Origin of the sequence: Mesorhizobium sp. BAC0120 (assembly GCF_033542235.1) — a bacterium.
Taxonomy (GTDB): domain Bacteria; phylum Pseudomonadota; class Alphaproteobacteria; order Rhizobiales; family Rhizobiaceae; genus JAWRCU01.
Genome location: NZ_JAWRCU010000027.1, coordinates 12,277 through 29,062 on the forward strand (window position 1 = coordinate 12,277; position 16,786 = coordinate 29,062).

At 63.0% G+C, this 16,786-nt stretch carries 15 protein-coding genes; 11 read left to right on the plus strand and 4 right to left on the minus strand.

Annotation, left to right across the window (positions count from 1 at the left end; all coding sequences use genetic code 11):
* Positions 1-52: 52 nt before the first annotated feature.
* Both SAZ10_RS31545 and SAZ10_RS31550 read right to left on the minus strand, forming a co-directional pair.
* Positions 53-1,531 carry a lipopolysaccharide biosynthesis protein gene (locus SAZ10_RS31545; protein WP_318613522.1) on the minus strand — a complete coding sequence of 493 codons (1,479 nt, stop codon included), beginning with the start codon at positions 1,529-1,531 and terminating at the stop codon, positions 53-55.
* 372 nt (positions 1,532-1,903) lie between these two features.
* On the minus strand, positions 1,904-2,767 hold the full coding sequence (locus SAZ10_RS31550; protein WP_318613484.1) for a DMT family transporter: 864 nt from the start codon (positions 2,765-2,767) through the stop codon (positions 1,904-1,906).
* Between the two features lie 86 nt (positions 2,768-2,853).
* Here SAZ10_RS31550 and SAZ10_RS31555 point away from each other — a divergent pair, with 86 nt between their 5' ends.
* On the plus strand, positions 2,854-4,299 hold the full coding sequence (locus SAZ10_RS31555; RefSeq protein ID WP_318613485.1) for a PLP-dependent aminotransferase family protein: 1,446 nt from the start codon (positions 2,854-2,856) through the stop codon (positions 4,297-4,299).
* A gap of 39 nt (positions 4,300-4,338) precedes the next feature.
* On the opposite strand, the gene SAZ10_RS31560 is transcribed toward SAZ10_RS31555, so the two are convergent.
* Entirely contained in the window at positions 4,339-5,361 is a 1,023-nt protein-coding gene (locus SAZ10_RS31560) for a LacI family DNA-binding transcriptional regulator (RefSeq protein WP_318613486.1), read from the minus strand.
* A gap of 262 nt (positions 5,362-5,623) precedes the next feature.
* Here SAZ10_RS31560 and SAZ10_RS31565 point away from each other — a divergent pair, with 262 nt between their 5' ends.
* The 5 genes from SAZ10_RS31565 to SAZ10_RS31585 all read left to right on the plus strand — a co-directional run bounded on the left by SAZ10_RS31565 (position 5,624) and on the right by SAZ10_RS31585 (position 10,573).
* Positions 5,624-6,646 (plus strand): Gfo/Idh/MocA family oxidoreductase, encoded by a 1,023-nt coding sequence (locus SAZ10_RS31565; protein ID WP_318613487.1) that lies wholly within the window; start codon positions 5,624-5,626, stop codon positions 6,644-6,646.
* 10 nt (positions 6,647-6,656) lie between these two features.
* Positions 6,657-7,562, plus strand: a complete 906-nt coding sequence (locus tag SAZ10_RS31570) for a sugar phosphate isomerase/epimerase (RefSeq protein ID WP_318613489.1) — start codon at positions 6,657-6,659, stop codon at positions 7,560-7,562.
* A gap of 98 nt (positions 7,563-7,660) precedes the next feature.
* The gene (locus SAZ10_RS31575) at positions 7,661-8,665 is read left to right on the plus strand and encodes a substrate-binding domain-containing protein (protein WP_318613490.1); all 1,005 of its coding nucleotides are present in this window, start codon (positions 7,661-7,663) and stop codon (positions 8,663-8,665) included.
* Between the two features lie 70 nt (positions 8,666-8,735).
* The gene (locus SAZ10_RS31580) at positions 8,736-9,533 is read left to right on the plus strand and encodes an ATP-binding cassette domain-containing protein (protein ID WP_318613491.1); all 798 of its coding nucleotides are present in this window, start codon (positions 8,736-8,738) and stop codon (positions 9,531-9,533) included.
* Entirely contained in the window at positions 9,530-10,573 is a 1,044-nt protein-coding gene (locus SAZ10_RS31585) for an ABC transporter permease (RefSeq protein ID WP_318613492.1), read from the plus strand. The genes SAZ10_RS31580 and SAZ10_RS31585 overlap by 4 nt, the downstream gene beginning before the upstream one ends.
* 73 nt (positions 10,574-10,646) lie before the next feature.
* Here SAZ10_RS31585 and SAZ10_RS31590 read toward each other — a convergent pair whose 3' ends face one another.
* Complete coding sequence (locus SAZ10_RS31590; RefSeq protein ID WP_318613493.1) at positions 10,647-11,549, minus strand: GntR family transcriptional regulator; 903 nt, start codon at positions 11,547-11,549, stop codon at positions 10,647-10,649.
* 167 nt (positions 11,550-11,716) lie between these two features.
* Between SAZ10_RS31590 and SAZ10_RS31595 the strand changes: the two genes are divergently transcribed.
* The 5 genes from SAZ10_RS31595 to SAZ10_RS31615 all read left to right on the plus strand — a co-directional run bounded on the left by SAZ10_RS31595 (position 11,717) and on the right by SAZ10_RS31615 (position 16,782).
* Complete coding sequence (locus SAZ10_RS31595) at positions 11,717-12,475, plus strand: ATP-binding cassette domain-containing protein (protein ID WP_318613494.1); 759 nt, start codon at positions 11,717-11,719, stop codon at positions 12,473-12,475.
* 25 nt (positions 12,476-12,500) lie between these two features.
* A complete protein-coding gene (locus tag SAZ10_RS31600; protein WP_318613495.1) occupies positions 12,501-13,484 on the plus strand; it encodes an ABC transporter substrate-binding protein in 984 nt (327 codons plus the stop codon).
* A gap of 67 nt (positions 13,485-13,551) precedes the next feature.
* Positions 13,552-14,559, plus strand: coding sequence for an ABC transporter permease (locus SAZ10_RS31605; protein ID WP_318613496.1), 1,008 nt, complete (start codon positions 13,552-13,554; stop codon positions 14,557-14,559).
* Between the two features lie 51 nt (positions 14,560-14,610).
* Positions 14,611-15,624 carry a zinc-binding alcohol dehydrogenase family protein gene (locus SAZ10_RS31610; protein WP_318613497.1) on the plus strand — a complete coding sequence of 338 codons (1,014 nt, stop codon included), beginning with the start codon at positions 14,611-14,613 and terminating at the stop codon, positions 15,622-15,624.
* A gap of 144 nt (positions 15,625-15,768) precedes the next feature.
* Positions 15,769-16,782, plus strand: a complete 1,014-nt coding sequence (locus tag SAZ10_RS31615; RefSeq protein ID WP_318613498.1) for an ABC transporter substrate-binding protein — start codon at positions 15,769-15,771, stop codon at positions 16,780-16,782.
* The last annotated feature ends 4 nt before the right edge of the window (positions 16,783-16,786 follow it).

Genomic DNA, 16,786 nt, shown 5'->3' on the forward strand with positions numbered 1-16,786 from the left:
AAGTTGCATGCGTTTTGGAACAAATTTCTGAGAGTATTCTTTCTGCTCATCCTCAAGATCTCGCAAAGGCGAACGACCTGAGCTTTTGAACTGCCCGCAAAACCTCGTTTTCAGGACCGTCGGGGTAGTTTTCAGCTTTCCAGAGGAGCAGCGTGACGACCACATAAGTGAGTGCGCCAACCGAGGCCAACACGGCAATTTCGACGAGCAGGCCCATCATGTCCGTTCCGCTACTGACGCGCGGACGGACAAGCAGGACGACAATGACCATGGTAGTCGTGGCGACGATCGTCCTCAGGTTCTGCAGGAGCTGGGTCCACACCGGGATGCCTATCAACCTGCTGACGAGCTGCATGTTGACCAGGGTGTTTATCGAAGCGGTCACCACGCGCACCCAGAGCATCCCGAGCAAACCTGCCTCGTACATTCCAATCACGATCAGAGGCATCCGAATGAGAAAGAAGGCTGTGTCGCGATGGAAGATCTTCCGCGGCTCGCCCATCGCAAGCGCCAGGGGCTGAACGGAGTTGGCCAGCGTGGCGATTCCGGCGACGCATGCGATGATCTGAACCACAATCACGGCGGGAAGCCATTTCTCACCCATGATGAGCCGAACCGTCGGATCGGCAATGAGCGCCCAGCCAAACGCGACCGGCAGTGCAATCGCGCTCGTCAACGCCTGCGCCGAGCTGTAGGCCTTCCGCAATCTTGCCCTGTCGTGTTTCAGCGCCGAGAAGGCCGGAAACAGGGTTTGTGTCAGCGGGCTCGTCGCTTCCGTGGTCGGGAGGTATGCGAGATTGTTCCCGACGGTGTAGTAGCCGAGGCTCGCTTTACCTAGAATCCAGCCGACCAGCAGCTGGTCGAAGCGCCAATTCAAGGTCCTGACGATCTGGCTCAGCGTCAGCCAGATGGAGAAGGACCAGAGTTCCCCGGCGTGTCTCCACATGACACGAGGCCTGAAAGGCTTCAGCGTGTAGGAAAGGAGCAGCGTTGCGAGTTGCGCAACGATGGAGCCGACCACGAGCGCCCAATAGCTCCTGTAGACTATGGCAACGCCAACCGCGGCGACGAAGCCTGCAGCCTTCGAGCCCACGTTGCGATAGAGAATGGGGCGAAAGTCCAGGCTTCGCTCGAAGACCACCAGCTTGGGGTTGAGGGCGCCACTAAGAATGACCGTCAGCCCCAATGCGATCATGATCCCGATCAGCCTGGGGTCACGATAGATGAGTGCCGTTGGATAGGCGGCGGCCATCAGCAGTGCGCTGATGATGACCGCGCGCACCATGTTCAGCGACCACGCTGTATGAAAATGCTCGTCGGTCGGGTTGGAATGCTGGATAAGCGCATTCGACAGCGACAATTCGGTTACGGACGACACGATGGCGAGAATCGTCGTCGCGACTGCGACCAATCCGAAATCGGCCGGCATCAGCAGTCGGGCAAGGACGATCGTGCTCGCCAGGCCCAAGAGGTTCGTCGCGGCGCGCGTGACCGTGATCCAGAACGTACTCTTGGCCAGACGCGACTTCATGTGATCCACTCATCCCTCCTGACGATGAATGTCGAGGGGTGGTCTGCTCAGTGCCGTTGCTGGCCGGGGACGGAGCGGAACAGGGACTTGTGGTGGGAACTGGCTGCGCGCTGCCTGGCTCGGCAACAGCCCCTCGTGCGTGCGGGATCGCGTCATGATTGTACGCATTGCGCCACTTGGACGAAAGCCGCAATCGCAATGCTAATCCGTGTGCGGTTGCCGGCAGCGCCGCCTACTCGAACGTCCACAGATGATGGGACAGCACATGTTTTTTAATATTAGAACGTTCTAACGATAATAGGGCAATTTTGCGACTCGGACGGATCACCGCATGGCCGTCCCGGCGGCATAATCGCAGGAACCGCGTCGAGCCTAGTTGGCGAACCTCCGCGCGCCGGCGACGCACAAGATCACCGCGACCGTCACGCCAAGCATCGCCGATGTGACGGGCTCGTGCAGCAGCGCCGCGGCGAGCGCCAGTCCCATGAAAGGCTGCAGTAGCTGCAACTGACCCACGGCTGCGATGCCTCCCTGTGCAAGGCCGCGATACCAGAATACGAATCCGATCAGCATGCTGAACAGCGAGACATAGGCCAGGCCGAGCCAGGCTGAGGACGCGATGCCGGAGAATGACGGGGGCATGTAGAGCAGCGCCACCACGACCATGATCGGAAGCGACAGCACCAGCGCCCAGGAGATGACTTGCCAGCCCCCGAGCGTTCGGGAGAGCCTCGCACCCTCGGCATAACCCAGCCCGCAGGCGACGATCGCCGCGAGCATGAGAGCATCGCCAATGGCCGAAGCCGACAGCCCTTGCGACAAGGCAAAACCTGCCACCAGCGCGCTGCCGAGCACGGAGAAGAACCAGAATGCCGGCTTCGGACGTTCGCCGCCGCGGATGACGGCGAAGATTGCCGTCGCGAGCGGGAGCAGCCCGACGAATACGATCGAATGCGCTGCTGTCACCTGCCGGAGCGCCAATGCCGTCAACAGGGGAAAGCCCACCACGACACCGAGCGCCACGACCACCAGCGAGGCGATGTCGCGACGGGCGGGACGCTTTTCCCCGAAGGCGAGCAGCAGACAAAGCGCCAGCGCACCGGCGATTGCTGCCCGGGCCATAGTCAGGAAAACGGGATCGAACTGCATGACGGCAACGCGCGTGGCGGGGAGGGACCCGCTGAAGATCGCCACGCCCACGAAACCATTGATCCATCCGGCCGCTGTCCGGTTCATGCCGAGACCCTTCGTTTGCAGGCCTTTTATCTGCTTCAACGACTGGCACAGCCAGTAACAGTCCGGTACAGTTCAGTCGAACTGTTATGGTCGAAGGTGCAGTACGGATGGACGGACAGGCCACACAAGGCACACGGGTCGAGATGGTCATGAGGACGATCCGCCAGCGCATTGCCGGACGGAGCCTGAAGCCAGGCGACAAGCTGCCGTCGATCCGCGGATTAGCTGCAGCGCTCAAGGTCTCGCCCTCGACCGTCGTGGAGGCTTACGAGCGGCTGGTTGCCGAAGCAGCCATTCATTCCCGCCCGGGCTCCGGATTCTACGTCGCCAGCCAGGCGGCTCCGTTGGCGCTCTCCGAAATTGGCCCCAAGGTCGATCGAGCGGTCGATCCGTTCTGGGTCTCGCGGCAGTCACTTGAGTCGAGCGATGGCGTCTTGAAGCCAGGGTGCGGCTGGCTACCGCCGTCATGGTTGTCTGAGGGAGGCATCAGGAAGGCGCTTCGCTCGCTCTCTCGCGCCGACGGTTCCGTTCTTGCCGATTACGGCTCACCGTTGGGATTGCCGTCATTACGCCATCTCGTGGCCAGGCGCATGGCCGAACGAGGCATCGAGTGCTCGCCGGAGCAGATCATGCTGACGGAATCCGGTACGCAGGCGATCGATCTCCTCTGTCGCTTGCTGCTCGAGCCCGGCGACACAGTGCTCGTGGACGATCCCTGCTACTTCAATTTCCAGGCCCTGCTTCGCGCTCACCGGGCGAATGTCGTCGGTGTGAGGTACACGCCCACCGGTCCAGATATTGACTTGTTCGGAGAGGCGCTCGCGACGCATCGTCCGCGGCTCTACATCACGAACTCCGCCATCCATAATCCCACCGGCGCAACCTTGTCGCCCGTCGTGGCGCACAGGGTACTGAAGCTCGCCGATCAGTTTGGGCTTACCATCGTCGAAGACGATATCTTCGCCGATTTCGAGCGCGTTCCGGCACCACGTCTGGGGGCCTTCGACGGGCTTGATCGTGTCATTTCCATCGGCAGCTTCTCCAAGACGATCTCCGCCTCGGCGCGATGCGGGTTCGTGGCAGCGCGCCCGGAATGGATCGAAGGTCTCACGGACCTGAAGATCGCCAGCTCGTTCGGGGGAGGGCGGTTGAACGCGGAACTGGTCCTCGCCGTTCTCAGCGACAGCGGCTACCGCAAGCACCTGGAGGGCCTGCGCAACCGACTTGCCAACGCCATGTTCGAGGTTGCCGCCAAATTGAAGGCGATCGGGATCGAGCCTTGGCTCATGCCGCCGGCGGGCATGTTCCTGTGGTGCCGCCTTCCGGATGGCATCGACGCGGCACATGTCGCCCGGGCGGCGGTCGCCGAAAACGTGGTCCTGGCGCCCGGGAACGTATTCAGCGTGTCGCGGTCCGCCACCAGCTTCATGCGTTTCAACGTTTCCCAGACGTTGGACGACCGCATATTGGACGTGCTTGGGCGATCACTCAGGCAGGCCCGCAGTCAGCTGCCTGCGGCTCCGCGCGTTTAGGCGTTCCACGCGTTTTTACACGGGCGGATCAACCTATTCTCAGTCGCTGTCGCGGGCGACGAGTTCCAACGGCCAGACCTCGCGGATGATGCGCGGTCCGTCCGGACCCGCGAAGGAAGGCATGGAGGCCAGCAGCATTTCAGCGAGACGGCGACCGAGCGGCTCGAGCGCCGGACGAAAGCTGGTGAGCGCCGGCGAGTAGTAGCGGCAGAGCGCCGTATCGACAATGACCGTAACGGCTACATCGTGGCCGGGCTTGAGCCCCATTTCGACAAGAGCCCTGCACCCGCCGAGCGCCATCGCGTCATTGTTGAAGATGATGGCGGTCGGCGGATTGCTGGACCCCATCAGCTGCGGCGTGATCTCATAACCGCCGGCTTCATTTATGAAACCGGCACCAATCAGATCAGGATCCACTTCTAAGCCGTGCCGGCGCAGCGCCTTGCGGTAGCCGGCCAAAAACAGATAGCCGAAATTCAGGTTCAATGACGGGCGCACTGCCGCGATGCGACGATGGCCGCGCGCGACCAGGCGGTCGACCGCGTCGACGCCGGCCTTCTCGAAATCAAGGTCGAGCGCAGGATAGGACTTACCGCCCGACCGGCTTCGACCCAGGGTCGCAAAAGGAAAACCGGCCTGGGTCAGATATTCGATGCGCTCGTCCTCGCGCCGGGTCCATGCAAGCACGACCGCGTCGGCCCACCGGGTCTCGACGACACGGCGAAGTCGCTCGTGCTGGTAGTCGCCCGGCGCGCCCATGACCACGATCAGGTCAAGTCCGCTCTCGGCGAGCTGCGCCTGTAGTCCGGTCAGAAACGGGATGAAGAACGGCTCGCCATATTGCTGATCGCCCGGATGGGGCTGAAGCATGAAGGCGACGGCGTGCGTCGCACCGCGCCTGAGGTTCCGCCCCGATTGGTTCGGCGAATAGTTGAGCCGGCGCGCTGCATCGAGCACGCGTTGCCGGGTCTCGGCGTTGACGTCGGCGCGGCCATTCAGAGCCCGCGAAACCGTGCCGATCGAAATGTTCAGGTGGCGAGCAAGGTCATGGATGCTGGACACTTACGATAATCTCCCCCGGCTCCGGCTAGCACCAGTCGCAGCCCGAGCCAAGACCGGAAGCATCGGACAGTTTCGGTAAGTGGTCTCTGCCCAACACGAGCACGCTCCAGCCGGACCAGGTAAACGGTGCCCGATCGGGACCGGGCAGCAGAATCCCGATTGACATTCTATCTGGCCCAGTGTGTTGTCGTAAACGTTTACGGAAAACGTTTACGACAACCGTGAACGTCGGCCTGGAGGGGCCGATCGGGAGGAGCGCTGGATGATGAATGTCGTCCTGGTCGGCTGCGGAGCCATGAGCAAAGCGTGGCTCGACGCCGTCAGAGGGATGAGCGGCCTTGCCGTCGTCGGCCTCGTAGATCTTGACGTCGACAGGGCACGTGCGCGGGCCCGCGAATACGATCTGGAGGGCCCCGCGACCGGGACGAATCTCGACGCGGTCCTCGAGCGAACAAAGCCCGACGCGGTGTTCGATGTGGTGGTGCCAGCCGCACGGCGCGATGTCGCGTTGTCCGCCTTCGCCCACAATTGTCATCTGCTGACGGAAAAGCCGCTCGCCGACAGCCCCGACAATGCCCGCGCCATCGTCGCGGCCGCTCGCCAGGCAAACCGCATCCATGCGGTCGTGCAGAACCGCCGTTACCTCGCCAATGTGAGGCGCATCAGACGCTTCCTCGATTCGGGCGCGATCGGCGCGCCGACCAGCATCCATGCGGAGTTCTTCGTCGCCCCGCATTTCGGCGGCTTTCGCGAGGAAATGCGGCATGTGCTTCTGCTCGACATGGCGATCCACACCTTCGACGCCGCCCGATACATGGTGAATGCCGAGCCGAAGCGCGTCTACTGCCAGGAATGGGAGCCGCCCAACTCGTGGTACAGGCAAGGCTCGTCCGCCGCAGCCACCTTCGAGTTCGCCGACGGCAAGGTGTTCACCTATCGCGGCAGCTGGTGCGCCAACGGCCTACGGTCGAGCTGGGAAAGTTCCTGGCGGATCGTGTGCGAGCGCGGCAGCCTGGTCTGGGACGGCTTCGACGCGGTCAGGGCGGAAGTCGTCCACCCGGTCCGCGAAGGTCTGTTCGACCATGTGGAGCCGCTAGCCATACCGCCGCTCGATCCGAGCGACCGTGTCGGCGGCCATCTGGGCGTGATCCAGGATTTCGTACGCGCAGTCGAGACGGGCACCGAGCCCGAGACGCGCGGCACAGACAATATCAAGAGCCTGGCGATGGTCTTCGGCGCGGTCGAAAGCGCCGAGACCGGCCGGCGGGTCGAAATCGAGATTTAGGAACTAGAGCATGCCGAACCCGCTTCTCGACATCAGGATCGGCACGATGGTGCGGGCCAATCTCGACGACCCCGCCAGCTATGTGAAGGAGATCTTGCCGCTCGGCTTCGAGAGCATGCAGCCCTTCTTCTGGCAGACGCTGGGCGGCAAGGACTTGCGGCGCCTCGCCGGCGACATCCGCGAGGCGATCGGCGACGCCGATGTCGCCGTGAGCTCGATCGCCGTGTTCGGTAACCCGCTCGAGACCGAGGAGCGCGACCGCGAGACGCTCGCTGCCTGGGAGGCGGCGATCGACAATGCACATCTCTTCGGGACCGACACTGTTGCCGGATTTACCGGCCGCATCCGCGGCAAGCCGATCGAGGAGAGCTTGCCACGCTACCGCGAAGTGTGGGGACGGCTCGCCAAGCGCGCCGCGGACAAGGGCGTACGCATCGCCTTCGAGAACTGCGCGATGGACGGCAACTGGAAAGCGGGGGATTGGAACATCGCCCATAATCCCGATGCCTGGGAGATCATGTTCAACGAGTTGCCCAACGAGAATCTCGGCCTCGAATGGGAACCGTGCCACCAACTCGTCTATCTCATCGATCCGATCCCGCAGATCCGCAAATGGGCGTCGCGCTTCTTCCATGTGCACGGCAAGGACGCGACCGTGCGGTGGGACGTCATTCGCGAGCATGGCGTCTTTGGCCGGGTTCCGTTCGTGCAGATGCGGACCCCCGGCTTCGGCGACAGCGACTGGACACGCGTGATCAGCGAGTTGCGGCTCGCCGGGTATCGTGGCGCGATCGACATCGAGGGCTGGCATGACCCGGTCTATCGCGGCGATCTGGAGATCACCGGGCAGGTGAGGGCGCTTCATTATCTCAAGGAGTGCCGGGGCGGGGCGACCTATGTGACCAACCCGGCTTGAGAAACACCAGCCGGCGGCGCCGGCCATGAAGAACACGGCGCGAAGCCGGGACAACTGTCGACAGTCCTCGCTCATGAGGGACGAAAGGGAGGAAGTGAATGAGCAATATCGGAAAGACACTCCGGCGGCCATCGGCCGTGGTCGTCGCTGCCGCGCTGCTTGGCGCAGTCGCCACCCTGCCGGCGCAAGCTCTCGACGCGAAATGGTGCAAGGACGTCCATATCCGCTTCTTCGTCGGCGGCGCTGAAGGCGACGCATTCGGCACAATCGTCTACAATGGCGCCAAGCAGGCCGAAGCGGATCTCGGACCCAAGATCGACTACATCTTCTCGGGTTGGGACGTCGAGAAAATGACGCAGCAGTTGCGCGAGGCCGTGGCGGTGAAGCCCGACGGCATCGCCATGATGGGCCATCCGGGCGATGCCGCGATCATGCCGCTCGCCGAGCAGGCGAGCCAGGCCGGCATCAGGATGATGTACCAGAACGTTCCCGTGCCGCAGGTCGTGGCGAAGTTCGGCGGCGGCTATGTCGGCGCCCAGCAGGAGGGGCAGGGCAGGGCTCTCGGCGCGGAGGCCTTCAAGCTGTCGGGGCTCAAGGCCGGCGACAAGGCGATCATGATCGGCCCGTTCGATAATGAGAACCGCGGCGCGCGCGAGCGCGGCACGGTCGCCGCGCTCAAGGAAGCGGGCATCAATGTCGTTCAGATCAACTCGGTACCCGAGTGGGCCGCCGACCCGAATTTGGCCATCCCCGTGATCACCGGCGCGCTGCTCAACAACCCGGACGTCAAGATGGTCGGCTATCCCGGCGGGCAGATGCTCGGCAACGTGCCGACCTACATGCAGGCGGCGGGCAAGAAGCCGGGTGAGATCTTCAATTTCGGCTTCGACACGAGCCCGCAGATCGTCGAAGGCTTCAAGGCCGGCTGGGTGCAGCTCACCGCGGATCAGCAGCCGTTCCTGCAAGGGTACCTGCCGATCCTGAGCCTCTGCCAGCAGGTCGTGCTCGGCCTTGCACCGATGAACGTCGACACGGGCGCGGGCTTTGTGACGCCGAAGAACTACGAGATCGTAGCGAAGCTCGCCGAGCAGGCGCTGCGCTGACCGCACCTGCCGGCCGGACGACCTCCGGCCGGCCCTTTTCCGGAGCCCGGATGCCTAAAGGGAGGAAATCGTGGGCGAGACGCTGATCGAGCTTCGCAACATCACGAAATCCTACGGCAGCGTTTATGCGCTGGGCGGGGTCAATTTCAGCGTCGAGCGCGGCGAGGTGGTGGGGCTGATCGGAGACAACGGCGCCGGCAAGTCGACGCTGATCAAGATCCTCGCCGGCGTGGTGAAGCCGACCAGTGGCGAGATTCTCGTACGCGGCGAGCCTGTGTCGGGATGGAACGCCGCGCGGTCGCGCGACGCAGGCATCGAGACTGTCTTCCAGGACCGCGCGCTCGCCGTTCAGCAGACGATTGTCCGCAACATCTTCATGGGCCGCGAGCTCACCGGCTTTCTCGGCTGGCTGAAGGTCGGCAAGGAAGTCAGCGAGGCGAGCCGGCTGATGCGCGAGATTGGCTTCACCTCGAAGGTTTTCACGCCGAAATCGATCGTGGGTCAGCTCTCGGGCGGCGAGCGCCAGGGCGTCGCGATCGCGCGCGCCATCTACAAACAGGCGGAGCTCATCGTTCTGGACGAGCCGACGACGGCGCTTTCGCTTACCGAAACTGCCAAGGTCTTCCACTTCGTGCGTCAGGTGCGCGCGAGCGGGCGTTCGATCCTGTTCATAGGCCACAACATCCATCACGTGTTCGACATTGCCGATCGTTTCGTAGTGCTGGACCGCGGCAAGGTCGCGCTTACGGCCAACAAGCGCGATGTCAAGTCGGCCGACCAGCTCATCAACTTCATGGAGAGCGTGGCGCATCCCGGCGGTTTGCCGGGGCTCGAAGGCGCCGCCAGCTCGGAGCACGCCACGCAATGAGCAACATCGCCGAGTCCGATCGCCAGGGTGGACTGTCGACGGCGAAAGCCGCGGAGCGCGATTGGCGGCACCCCTCCGAACGTCCGCTGCGCGCCTTCATTCTCGACAACCGCGCCGCACTTGGAACGCTCGGCGTGTTCGTCGTGATGATGGCGGCCTTCATGATCGCCAACCCGGTCGTGTTCACGACCTGGAACCTCTACAGCTCCGTGCTCACCACGCTGCCAGTGGCGCTGTTCGTCGTGGTGCCGCTGGTCTTCGTCGTCACCTCCGGCGAAATCGACCTGTCTTTCCCCGCGACGATGGGCTTCGCGTCCTGGGTCTTCGCCCTGGTCGTACAAGCGGGATATTCGCCGTTCCTCGGCATCCTCGCTGCGCTCGCCACGGGCATTGTCCTGGGCTTCCTGGTTGGCACGCTGGTGGTCTATGCGGGCCTGTCCTCGCTGATCGCCACGCTCGGCATGAATTTCCTGCTGCGCGGCCTCATCCAGATCATCAACGAGGGCAAGTCGACGGCGCTTGTCACGCTCAGCCAGAGCTGGGCTTACACGATCTTCTCCAGCCAGGTGTTCGGCATTCCGGTGCAGATCTTCTGGGCGATCGCCTTCGTCATTTTCGCGGCGCTGCTCTTTAACCGCCATCAATTCGGCGCGCAGGTGAAGATCGTGGGCGACAATCCCGACAGCGCGAAGCAGATGGGCATCGACGTGAATTGGGTGCGGGTGAAGGTCTTCGTTTTCGTCGGAATCGGCGCCGCGATCGCCGGCACCTTCTCGACAATGATCAATTTCACCTGGTGGCCGACGGCGGGCGACGGCTACCTGTTGCCAGTGCTGGCCTCGGTATTCGTCGGAGGCACGCCGACCTGGGGCGGCGTCGGCACTGTGATCGGTGGCGCGATCGGCGCACTCACCGTGTCCTTCATCCAGACTGGGGTGGTGGCAGCGGGGCTGAGCGGCTTCTACGTGCAGTTCTTCAACGGGCTGATCATCATCCTGTCGCTGCTCGGCCACCGGTGGAACCAGGCGCGTTATCGGTGAGGATGAGCCTCGCTGACTTGCAAGGCGGCAGGCCGCGTCCGGGCCGGGCGTCAGGCCGCGCAATTGCACGGCCCTATGCCGCCGGATCCTGCCCGGAAGTGGAGCGGATCAAGGTCTCTCTCGCCGAGGCGAGGTGCGCCCGGCAGGCGAGCTCGATCATGGCAGCGTTACGGCTGAAGAGCGCCTCTGTGTAGGTGAGGTGCTCGCGGATGGCGACTTCGTTGCGCTGCCGTTCGTCCTGTTTGTTCCACTGATAGTGATAGTGGAAGATGACGGTGATGATATCATAGAAGCTGTCGATGAAGCGATTGGGCGCCGCCGAATTGACGAGGCGGTGAAACCTGCTGTCGAGGCCGGAAAAATCGTGATAGCGGCGCTCGATCTCCGTCAGCAAGAAATGATGCTCCTCCCGCAGCGCCTCGAGCTGCTGCCAAAGCGGTGAGTCCTCGGGCAGCGCGGCAAAGGCTTGCGCCGACCGCAGCTCGAACATCTCGCGAATTTCGAAGAGCTCCAGCGCAAAGCTCGTCGTGAACCCCTTGAATACCCAGCCGGCATTGGGCCGCTTTTCGATCAGGCCGAAGCGCTGGAACCGGTTGAGAAATTCTCGGATTCCAGTCGTCGCGGTGCCGAACTGCCGGGCAAGCTCGAGTTCGTTGATGGCCGTTCCTGGGCGTGCGTTGTCCCTCAGCATCCACTCCATGAAGCGTTTCTCGACCTGCTCGGCCATCGTGACCGTTTCCGCCTCGGGAAAGCGCTCCGAAGCCGCCGCGGTCGAACCAACGATGCGCTGGCGTCCGCCGCCCGTCACGATCCCTCGCTCGGCAAAGGCCTGCAGAACCTTGCGCACCGTCGTGCGGCTGACCTCCAGGCGCGCGCTGAGCGCTGGCTCGGATGGAAGCTGCTCGCCATCGCCGAGCTTGGCGACGAGATCGAGCGCGTCGTTGAAGGCTCGCTTGAAAACCGTGTCCGTCTTCATCCGGAAAGCTCCAGTTCCGTGATTGCTTTTTAATCCATAAAAAACAAATTGACCACGGGCCTCTTCTTGGTTTTTCTCTATAAGAAACAGAACTTCGAACGCCGGGAGGAGACCATGGCGGCATCGGCTTCGGCCGCATCGTGCGGCTACTTGCGGGGCCGGGCAGGATGACTCCGGTTCTGGAAGTCAGCAACCTGCGCAAGAGCTTCGGCCCGGTCGAAGCGTTGCGCGGCGTCGATCTCCAGCTGCAGGCTGGAGAGGTGCTGGCCATAGTCGGCGATAACGGCGCCGGGAAGTCAACGCTGATCAAGCATATCTCGGGGGTATACAAGGCGGATGCGGGCCATATGCTGCTCGCGGGTGAGCCGCTCGATCTTTCCTCGCCGCGCGAGGCGCGCCAGCGGGGCATCGAAACGGTCTATCAGGACCTGGCGCTCGCCGATGACCTCTCGATCGGCGCCAACATCTTTCTCGGGCGCGAGCCGATCCGCCGTCTGTTCGGGCTTCTCCCCTATGTGGACGATCGCACGATCCGCCGCGAAACAGCGGAACTGCTGAAGAAGATCAGGAGCGAGATCCCCGCCGGGGCACGTACGGTCGCCCGCCTTTCCGGCGGTCAGCGGCAGGCGGTTGCCATCGCGCGAGCGATCTACTGGCAGGCAAAGGTGGTGCTTCTCGACGAGCCCACGGCCGCGCTCGCCGTCATGGAACGCGAGCGCGTCATCCAACATGCCCGCGACCTCGCCGCGCATGGCGTCGGCGTCATCTACATCGGCCACAACCTCACCGAGATACTCAAGGTCGCGGACCGGATCGCAGTGATGTTTCGCGGCCGCACCGTCCACATCACGAAGGCAGGAGAGACCAGCCAGGAGACGCTCATCAAATACATGACCGGATACAGCGATTCAGCAAAGGCAGCGTGAGCGCTGCGCAACACGGGAGGAACTGATGCGATTGAAAATGATATCGGCCGCCGCGCTGGCGGCGCTCACCACTGTCGGGCTGGCCCCGGCCCGCGCCGAGGACACGGTTGCGGTGATCGTGAAGGCGACCACGTCGGAATACTGGCAATGGGTATTCAAGGGCGCGGAAGACGCAGGCAAGAAGCTCGGCGTCAAGATCGACAAGCTCGGCACGCCCAAGGACGATGCCGCCGGCCAGATCGGCGTTCTCGAAAGCGCCGCGGGGTCGAAGCCGTCTGCTATAGTCATCTCACCGACCATTTTCGAGGCGCTGGGTGACCCTATCGCCGCGGTCAGTGGCGCGGGAATTCCGGTCATCGTAATCGACTCAGGAGCAAAGACCGATAAATACGCCTCCTTCCTCACCACCAACAATGAGGCGGGTGGCAAGTCGGCGGCTGAAGCCATGGCTGCGTGCATCAAGGAGCGCACTGGCAAGGTGGCCGGCAAGGTCGGCTACCTGACGGCGATGGCCGGTCACGAATCGCTCGATTCCCGCGACAAGGGCTTCGTCGAAGGCATGAAGGCCTACCCGGACATCACGATCGTCGGCAATCGCGTCGCCAACAACGAGGAAGCCGAAGGCATGAACCTGACCGGCGACATGCTGACCAAGAATCCGGACCTGGTCGGCCTGTTCGCGGACAATGCGCAAATGGGCACCGGTGCCGGCGCTTCCATCAACGAGCAGAAGCTTGGTGACAAGTTCTGCCTGGTTGCGTTCGATTCCGACGCAGGCGAACTCGAGCATCTGAAGGACGGCTCGATCTACGCCTTGGTCATCCAGGACCCATACATGATGGGCTTCGCTGGGGTCTGGTACGGATACGCAGCCGCGCATGGCGTGCGCCTGCCGAAGAACGTCGATACCGGCGTGGGCACGGTGACCAAGGCCAACATGGACGATCCCAAGCTTGCCGGGCTGCTCGACGTTTCCAAGCGCAAGCTCTCCCAGTTCTTAGGCGACTGATACTCCCTGCAAAACTTCCCCGGCCGTGACGAAACACGCGGCCGGGCTTTTTCTGACGGATCGAGCGATGACAGATCAAGTTCTGCGACACGCAAACGGCGGGTCGGGCGCCCCCGCGGCAGGCCACATTTTGCGCAGTTGGGCACGGCGTCTGCCGATCGAGACCTATGTCATCGCCTTCACGATCGCGCTGTGGATCGCCTTGTCGCTGGCCACACCCAACTTTCTCACCGAGAACAACATCAGCAACATCATGCGGCAGACCTCGATCGCAGCGATCATCGCGATCGGTGTGATGTGCACCATCGTGATCGCCGGCATCGACCTTTCCGTGGGATCGGTCGCCGCTTTCTGCGGCGTCGCCTTTGCCCAGATGTGCGGGCATGGTCTCGAACTTCCGGTCGCGGCAGCGCTGACCTTGATTGCCGGCCTCGGCGTCGGCCTGATCAACGCCGTGGCGATCGGCCGTCTTGGAATTCCGGCTTTCATCGTCACGCTGGCCGGGCTGCAGGTCTATCGCGGGCTGGCGCTGCTCCTGGCCGGCGGCATGACGGTCGGCGGCTTGCCTCCCGAGGTGAAGGATTTTGCGCGTGGCACGACCGGCCTCCCCAATCTCTTCTGGGCGATGCTGGCCGTCGGCGTTGCCGTTCACTACGTCCTCAGCTTCAGCCGCACCGGGCGCTACATGTATGCGATGGGCTCAAACGCGGAAGCTGCGCGGCGGCAGGGCATCAACACATTCCGCATTACGGTCATCGCCTATCTGATGAGCTCTGGCCTTGCCGCGCTCGGGGGCATCCTGCTGGTGTCGCGCCTCAGCATCGCCTCGCCTTCGATGGCGAACGCCTATGAGCTGCAGGCGATCGCCGCAGCGGTGGTCGGCGGAGCCAGCCTGTTTGGCGGCCGCGGCACAGTGCTTGGCACGGTCGTGGGCGCCATACTCTTCACCACCATGAGCAACGCCGCCGTCCTGCTCGGGATCGATCCGTTCTGGGAGATGGTGCTCGAGGGCCTCTTGATCGCGCTCGTGGTTTATCTCGACAACATGCAGAAGCGACGACAGGCCGGGGTGTGACCTGGTTGGCCGCGTGAGCGTCGGTACTCCTCATCAATGCCGGACGGGACTATGCGAGCAGTGGTATGCTGGAAGCCAGGCGAACTGGCGCTTGAAGAACGGCCGGCGCCGAAGCCGGGGGAGGCCGAGGTGCTGGTCAGGGTGCGCCGCGTCGGCATCTGCGGCACGGATTATCACATTTTCGAAGGCAAGCATCCGTTCCTGGAATATCCTCGCATCATGGGTCATGAGCTTGCGGTGGAGGTGATCGAGGCGCCGGCGGGATCGCGTCTTTCGGCAGGCGAGGTCTGCGTCGTCAATCCGTACCTTTCCTGCGGCCATTGCATTGCTTGTCGTGCCGGCAAGCCCAATTGCTGTGTGGGCATATCGGTGCTCGGCGTTCATCGGGATGGCGGCATGGTCGGCCAAATGTCGCTGCCGGAGAAAAATCTCTTTGTGGCGCCGGGACTGACGGCCGACGAATGCGCGACCGTGGAATTCCTGGCGATCGGAGCGCATGCCGTGAGGCGCGGCGCCGTGACCGGCCGAGACCGGATTCTCGTCGTAGGCGCAGGGCCGATCGGCCTCGGGGTCGCTCTGTTCGCGCGCTTGTCGGGTGCCGCGGTGGCCGTCTTCGACAAAGATGTGGAACGGGCAAACTCGGCCCGATCGATCCTGGCTGTCGATACAATTGCCGCCGACGGCGACCCGGGCGAAGCCGTGAGCGCATTCACAGGGAGCGAGGGCTTCGATATCGTGTTCGACGCCACGGGCAACAGGCTCGCCATGGAGAAGGGCTTCGACTACGTCGCGCATGGCGGCCGCTATGTCCTCGTCAGTGTCATCAAGGATAGGGTCACCTTTGCCGACCCGGATTTCCATCGCAAGGAAATGACCCTGATGGGGAGCCGTAACGCGACCTCGGAAGATTTCGAGCGGGTGATTGGGGCCATACGCGGCGGCGACGTGCCGATCGAGGACCTGATCACTCATAGAACCGGCCTTGCGGATGCCGTGGGCAACATCCCGCTCTGGGCAACCGAAAAGACCGGGCTCATAAAGGCATTGATTGAAATTGACGAATGATCGCGCCTTGCGATTGCTCAAAGCCGAGCTAGCTTGGATGTCGGAACATGGAATGCTGTCGCTCAGAGCGACAATGCGAGACGGAAGCCGGGCGGGCCGGTAACCGAAGGCGAATAAGGTTTGCCAAGCCAACGGAGGAATGAAATGAAACGAATGATCTTATTGGGCGCGCTTGCAGCAATGCTGGCATCGGGCACGGCGCTGGCCGACACCAGCGGCAAGAAGATTGCCTTCTCCAACAACTATGCCGGCAATTCCTGGCGGCAGGCGATGCTGAAGAGCTACGACATCGTCACGAAGAAGGCGGTGGCGGACGGGAAAGTGACTGCAGCCGACGTCTTCACCACGGCGGATAAGGAAGTGCCGACACAGGCCGCGCAGATCCAGAACCTGATCCTGCAAGGCTACGATGCCATCGTCATCAATGCCGCCTCGCCCGACGCGCTGAACGGCGCCATCAAGCAGGCCTGCGATGCCGGCATTGTGGTGGTCTCCTTCGACGGGATCGTCACCGAGCCTTGTGCATGGCGCGTGGTCGTCGACTTCAAGGACATGGGCAAGCAGGAAGTCGAGCAAATGGCCAAGTTCCAGCCGAAGGGCGGCAATTTGCTCGAGATCCGCGGGCTGGCGGGAACGTCCATCGACGAGGCGATCCACCAGGGCATCCTGGAAGGCGTGGCCGCGCATCCGGAGTTCAAGATCGTGGGTTCAGTCACGGGCGACTGGGACCAGACGACAGCGCAAAAGGCTGTCGCAACGGTGCTGCCGTCGCTTCCCGATGTCGTCGGCGTAGTCGATCAGGGCGGTGACGGTTATGGCGCAGCGCAGGCCTTCGCGGCGGCGGGCAAGCCGCGCCCGACCATCATCATGGGCAATCGGCAGGACGAGCTGCAATGGTGGAAGGAGCAGAAGGAGAAGGACGGCTACACCACATGGTCGGCATCCATCGCGCCCGGTGTCTCTACACTTGCGTTCTGGGTCGCGCAGCAGATCCTCGACGGCAACAAGGACGTGCCGCACGATCTGCTGGTGCCCTATCTCGCCTTTACGCAGGACGACTTCGAAGGAGCCCTGCCGAACATCGAGAAAGGTGGCGTGGCCAGCCATGAATACACGCAAGAGGACGCGATCAACGCCATCAAGGCAAACATGAAATAACGAC

Excerpts from the sequence above, each read along its gene's own strand:
- SAZ10_RS31545 (WP_318613522.1), bottom strand. The coding sequence starts at position 1,531 with ATGAAGTCGCGTCTGGCCAAGAGTACGTTCTGGATCACGGTCACGCGC.
- SAZ10_RS31550 (WP_318613484.1), bottom strand. The coding sequence starts at position 2,767 with ATGAACCGGACAGCGGCCGGATGGATCAATGGTTTCGTGGGCGTGGCG.
- SAZ10_RS31555 (WP_318613485.1), top strand. The coding sequence starts at position 2,854 with ATGGTCGAAGGTGCAGTACGGATGGACGGACAGGCCACACAAGGCACA.
- SAZ10_RS31565 (WP_318613487.1), top strand. The coding sequence starts at position 5,624 with ATGATGAATGTCGTCCTGGTCGGCTGCGGAGCCATGAGCAAAGCGTGG.
- SAZ10_RS31570 (WP_318613489.1), top strand. The coding sequence starts at position 6,657 with ATGCCGAACCCGCTTCTCGACATCAGGATCGGCACGATGGTGCGGGCC.
- SAZ10_RS31575 (WP_318613490.1), top strand. The coding sequence starts at position 7,661 with ATGAGCAATATCGGAAAGACACTCCGGCGGCCATCGGCCGTGGTCGTC.
- SAZ10_RS31585 (WP_318613492.1), top strand. The coding sequence starts at position 9,530 with ATGAGCAACATCGCCGAGTCCGATCGCCAGGGTGGACTGTCGACGGCG.
- SAZ10_RS31590 (WP_318613493.1), bottom strand. The coding sequence starts at position 11,549 with ATGAAGACGGACACGGTTTTCAAGCGAGCCTTCAACGACGCGCTCGAT.
- SAZ10_RS31595 (WP_318613494.1), top strand. The coding sequence starts at position 11,717 with ATGACTCCGGTTCTGGAAGTCAGCAACCTGCGCAAGAGCTTCGGCCCG.
- SAZ10_RS31600 (WP_318613495.1), top strand. The coding sequence starts at position 12,501 with ATGCGATTGAAAATGATATCGGCCGCCGCGCTGGCGGCGCTCACCACT.
- SAZ10_RS31605 (WP_318613496.1), top strand. The coding sequence starts at position 13,552 with ATGACAGATCAAGTTCTGCGACACGCAAACGGCGGGTCGGGCGCCCCC.
- SAZ10_RS31610 (WP_318613497.1), top strand. The coding sequence starts at position 14,611 with ATGCGAGCAGTGGTATGCTGGAAGCCAGGCGAACTGGCGCTTGAAGAA.
- SAZ10_RS31615 (WP_318613498.1), top strand. The coding sequence starts at position 15,769 with ATGAAACGAATGATCTTATTGGGCGCGCTTGCAGCAATGCTGGCATCG.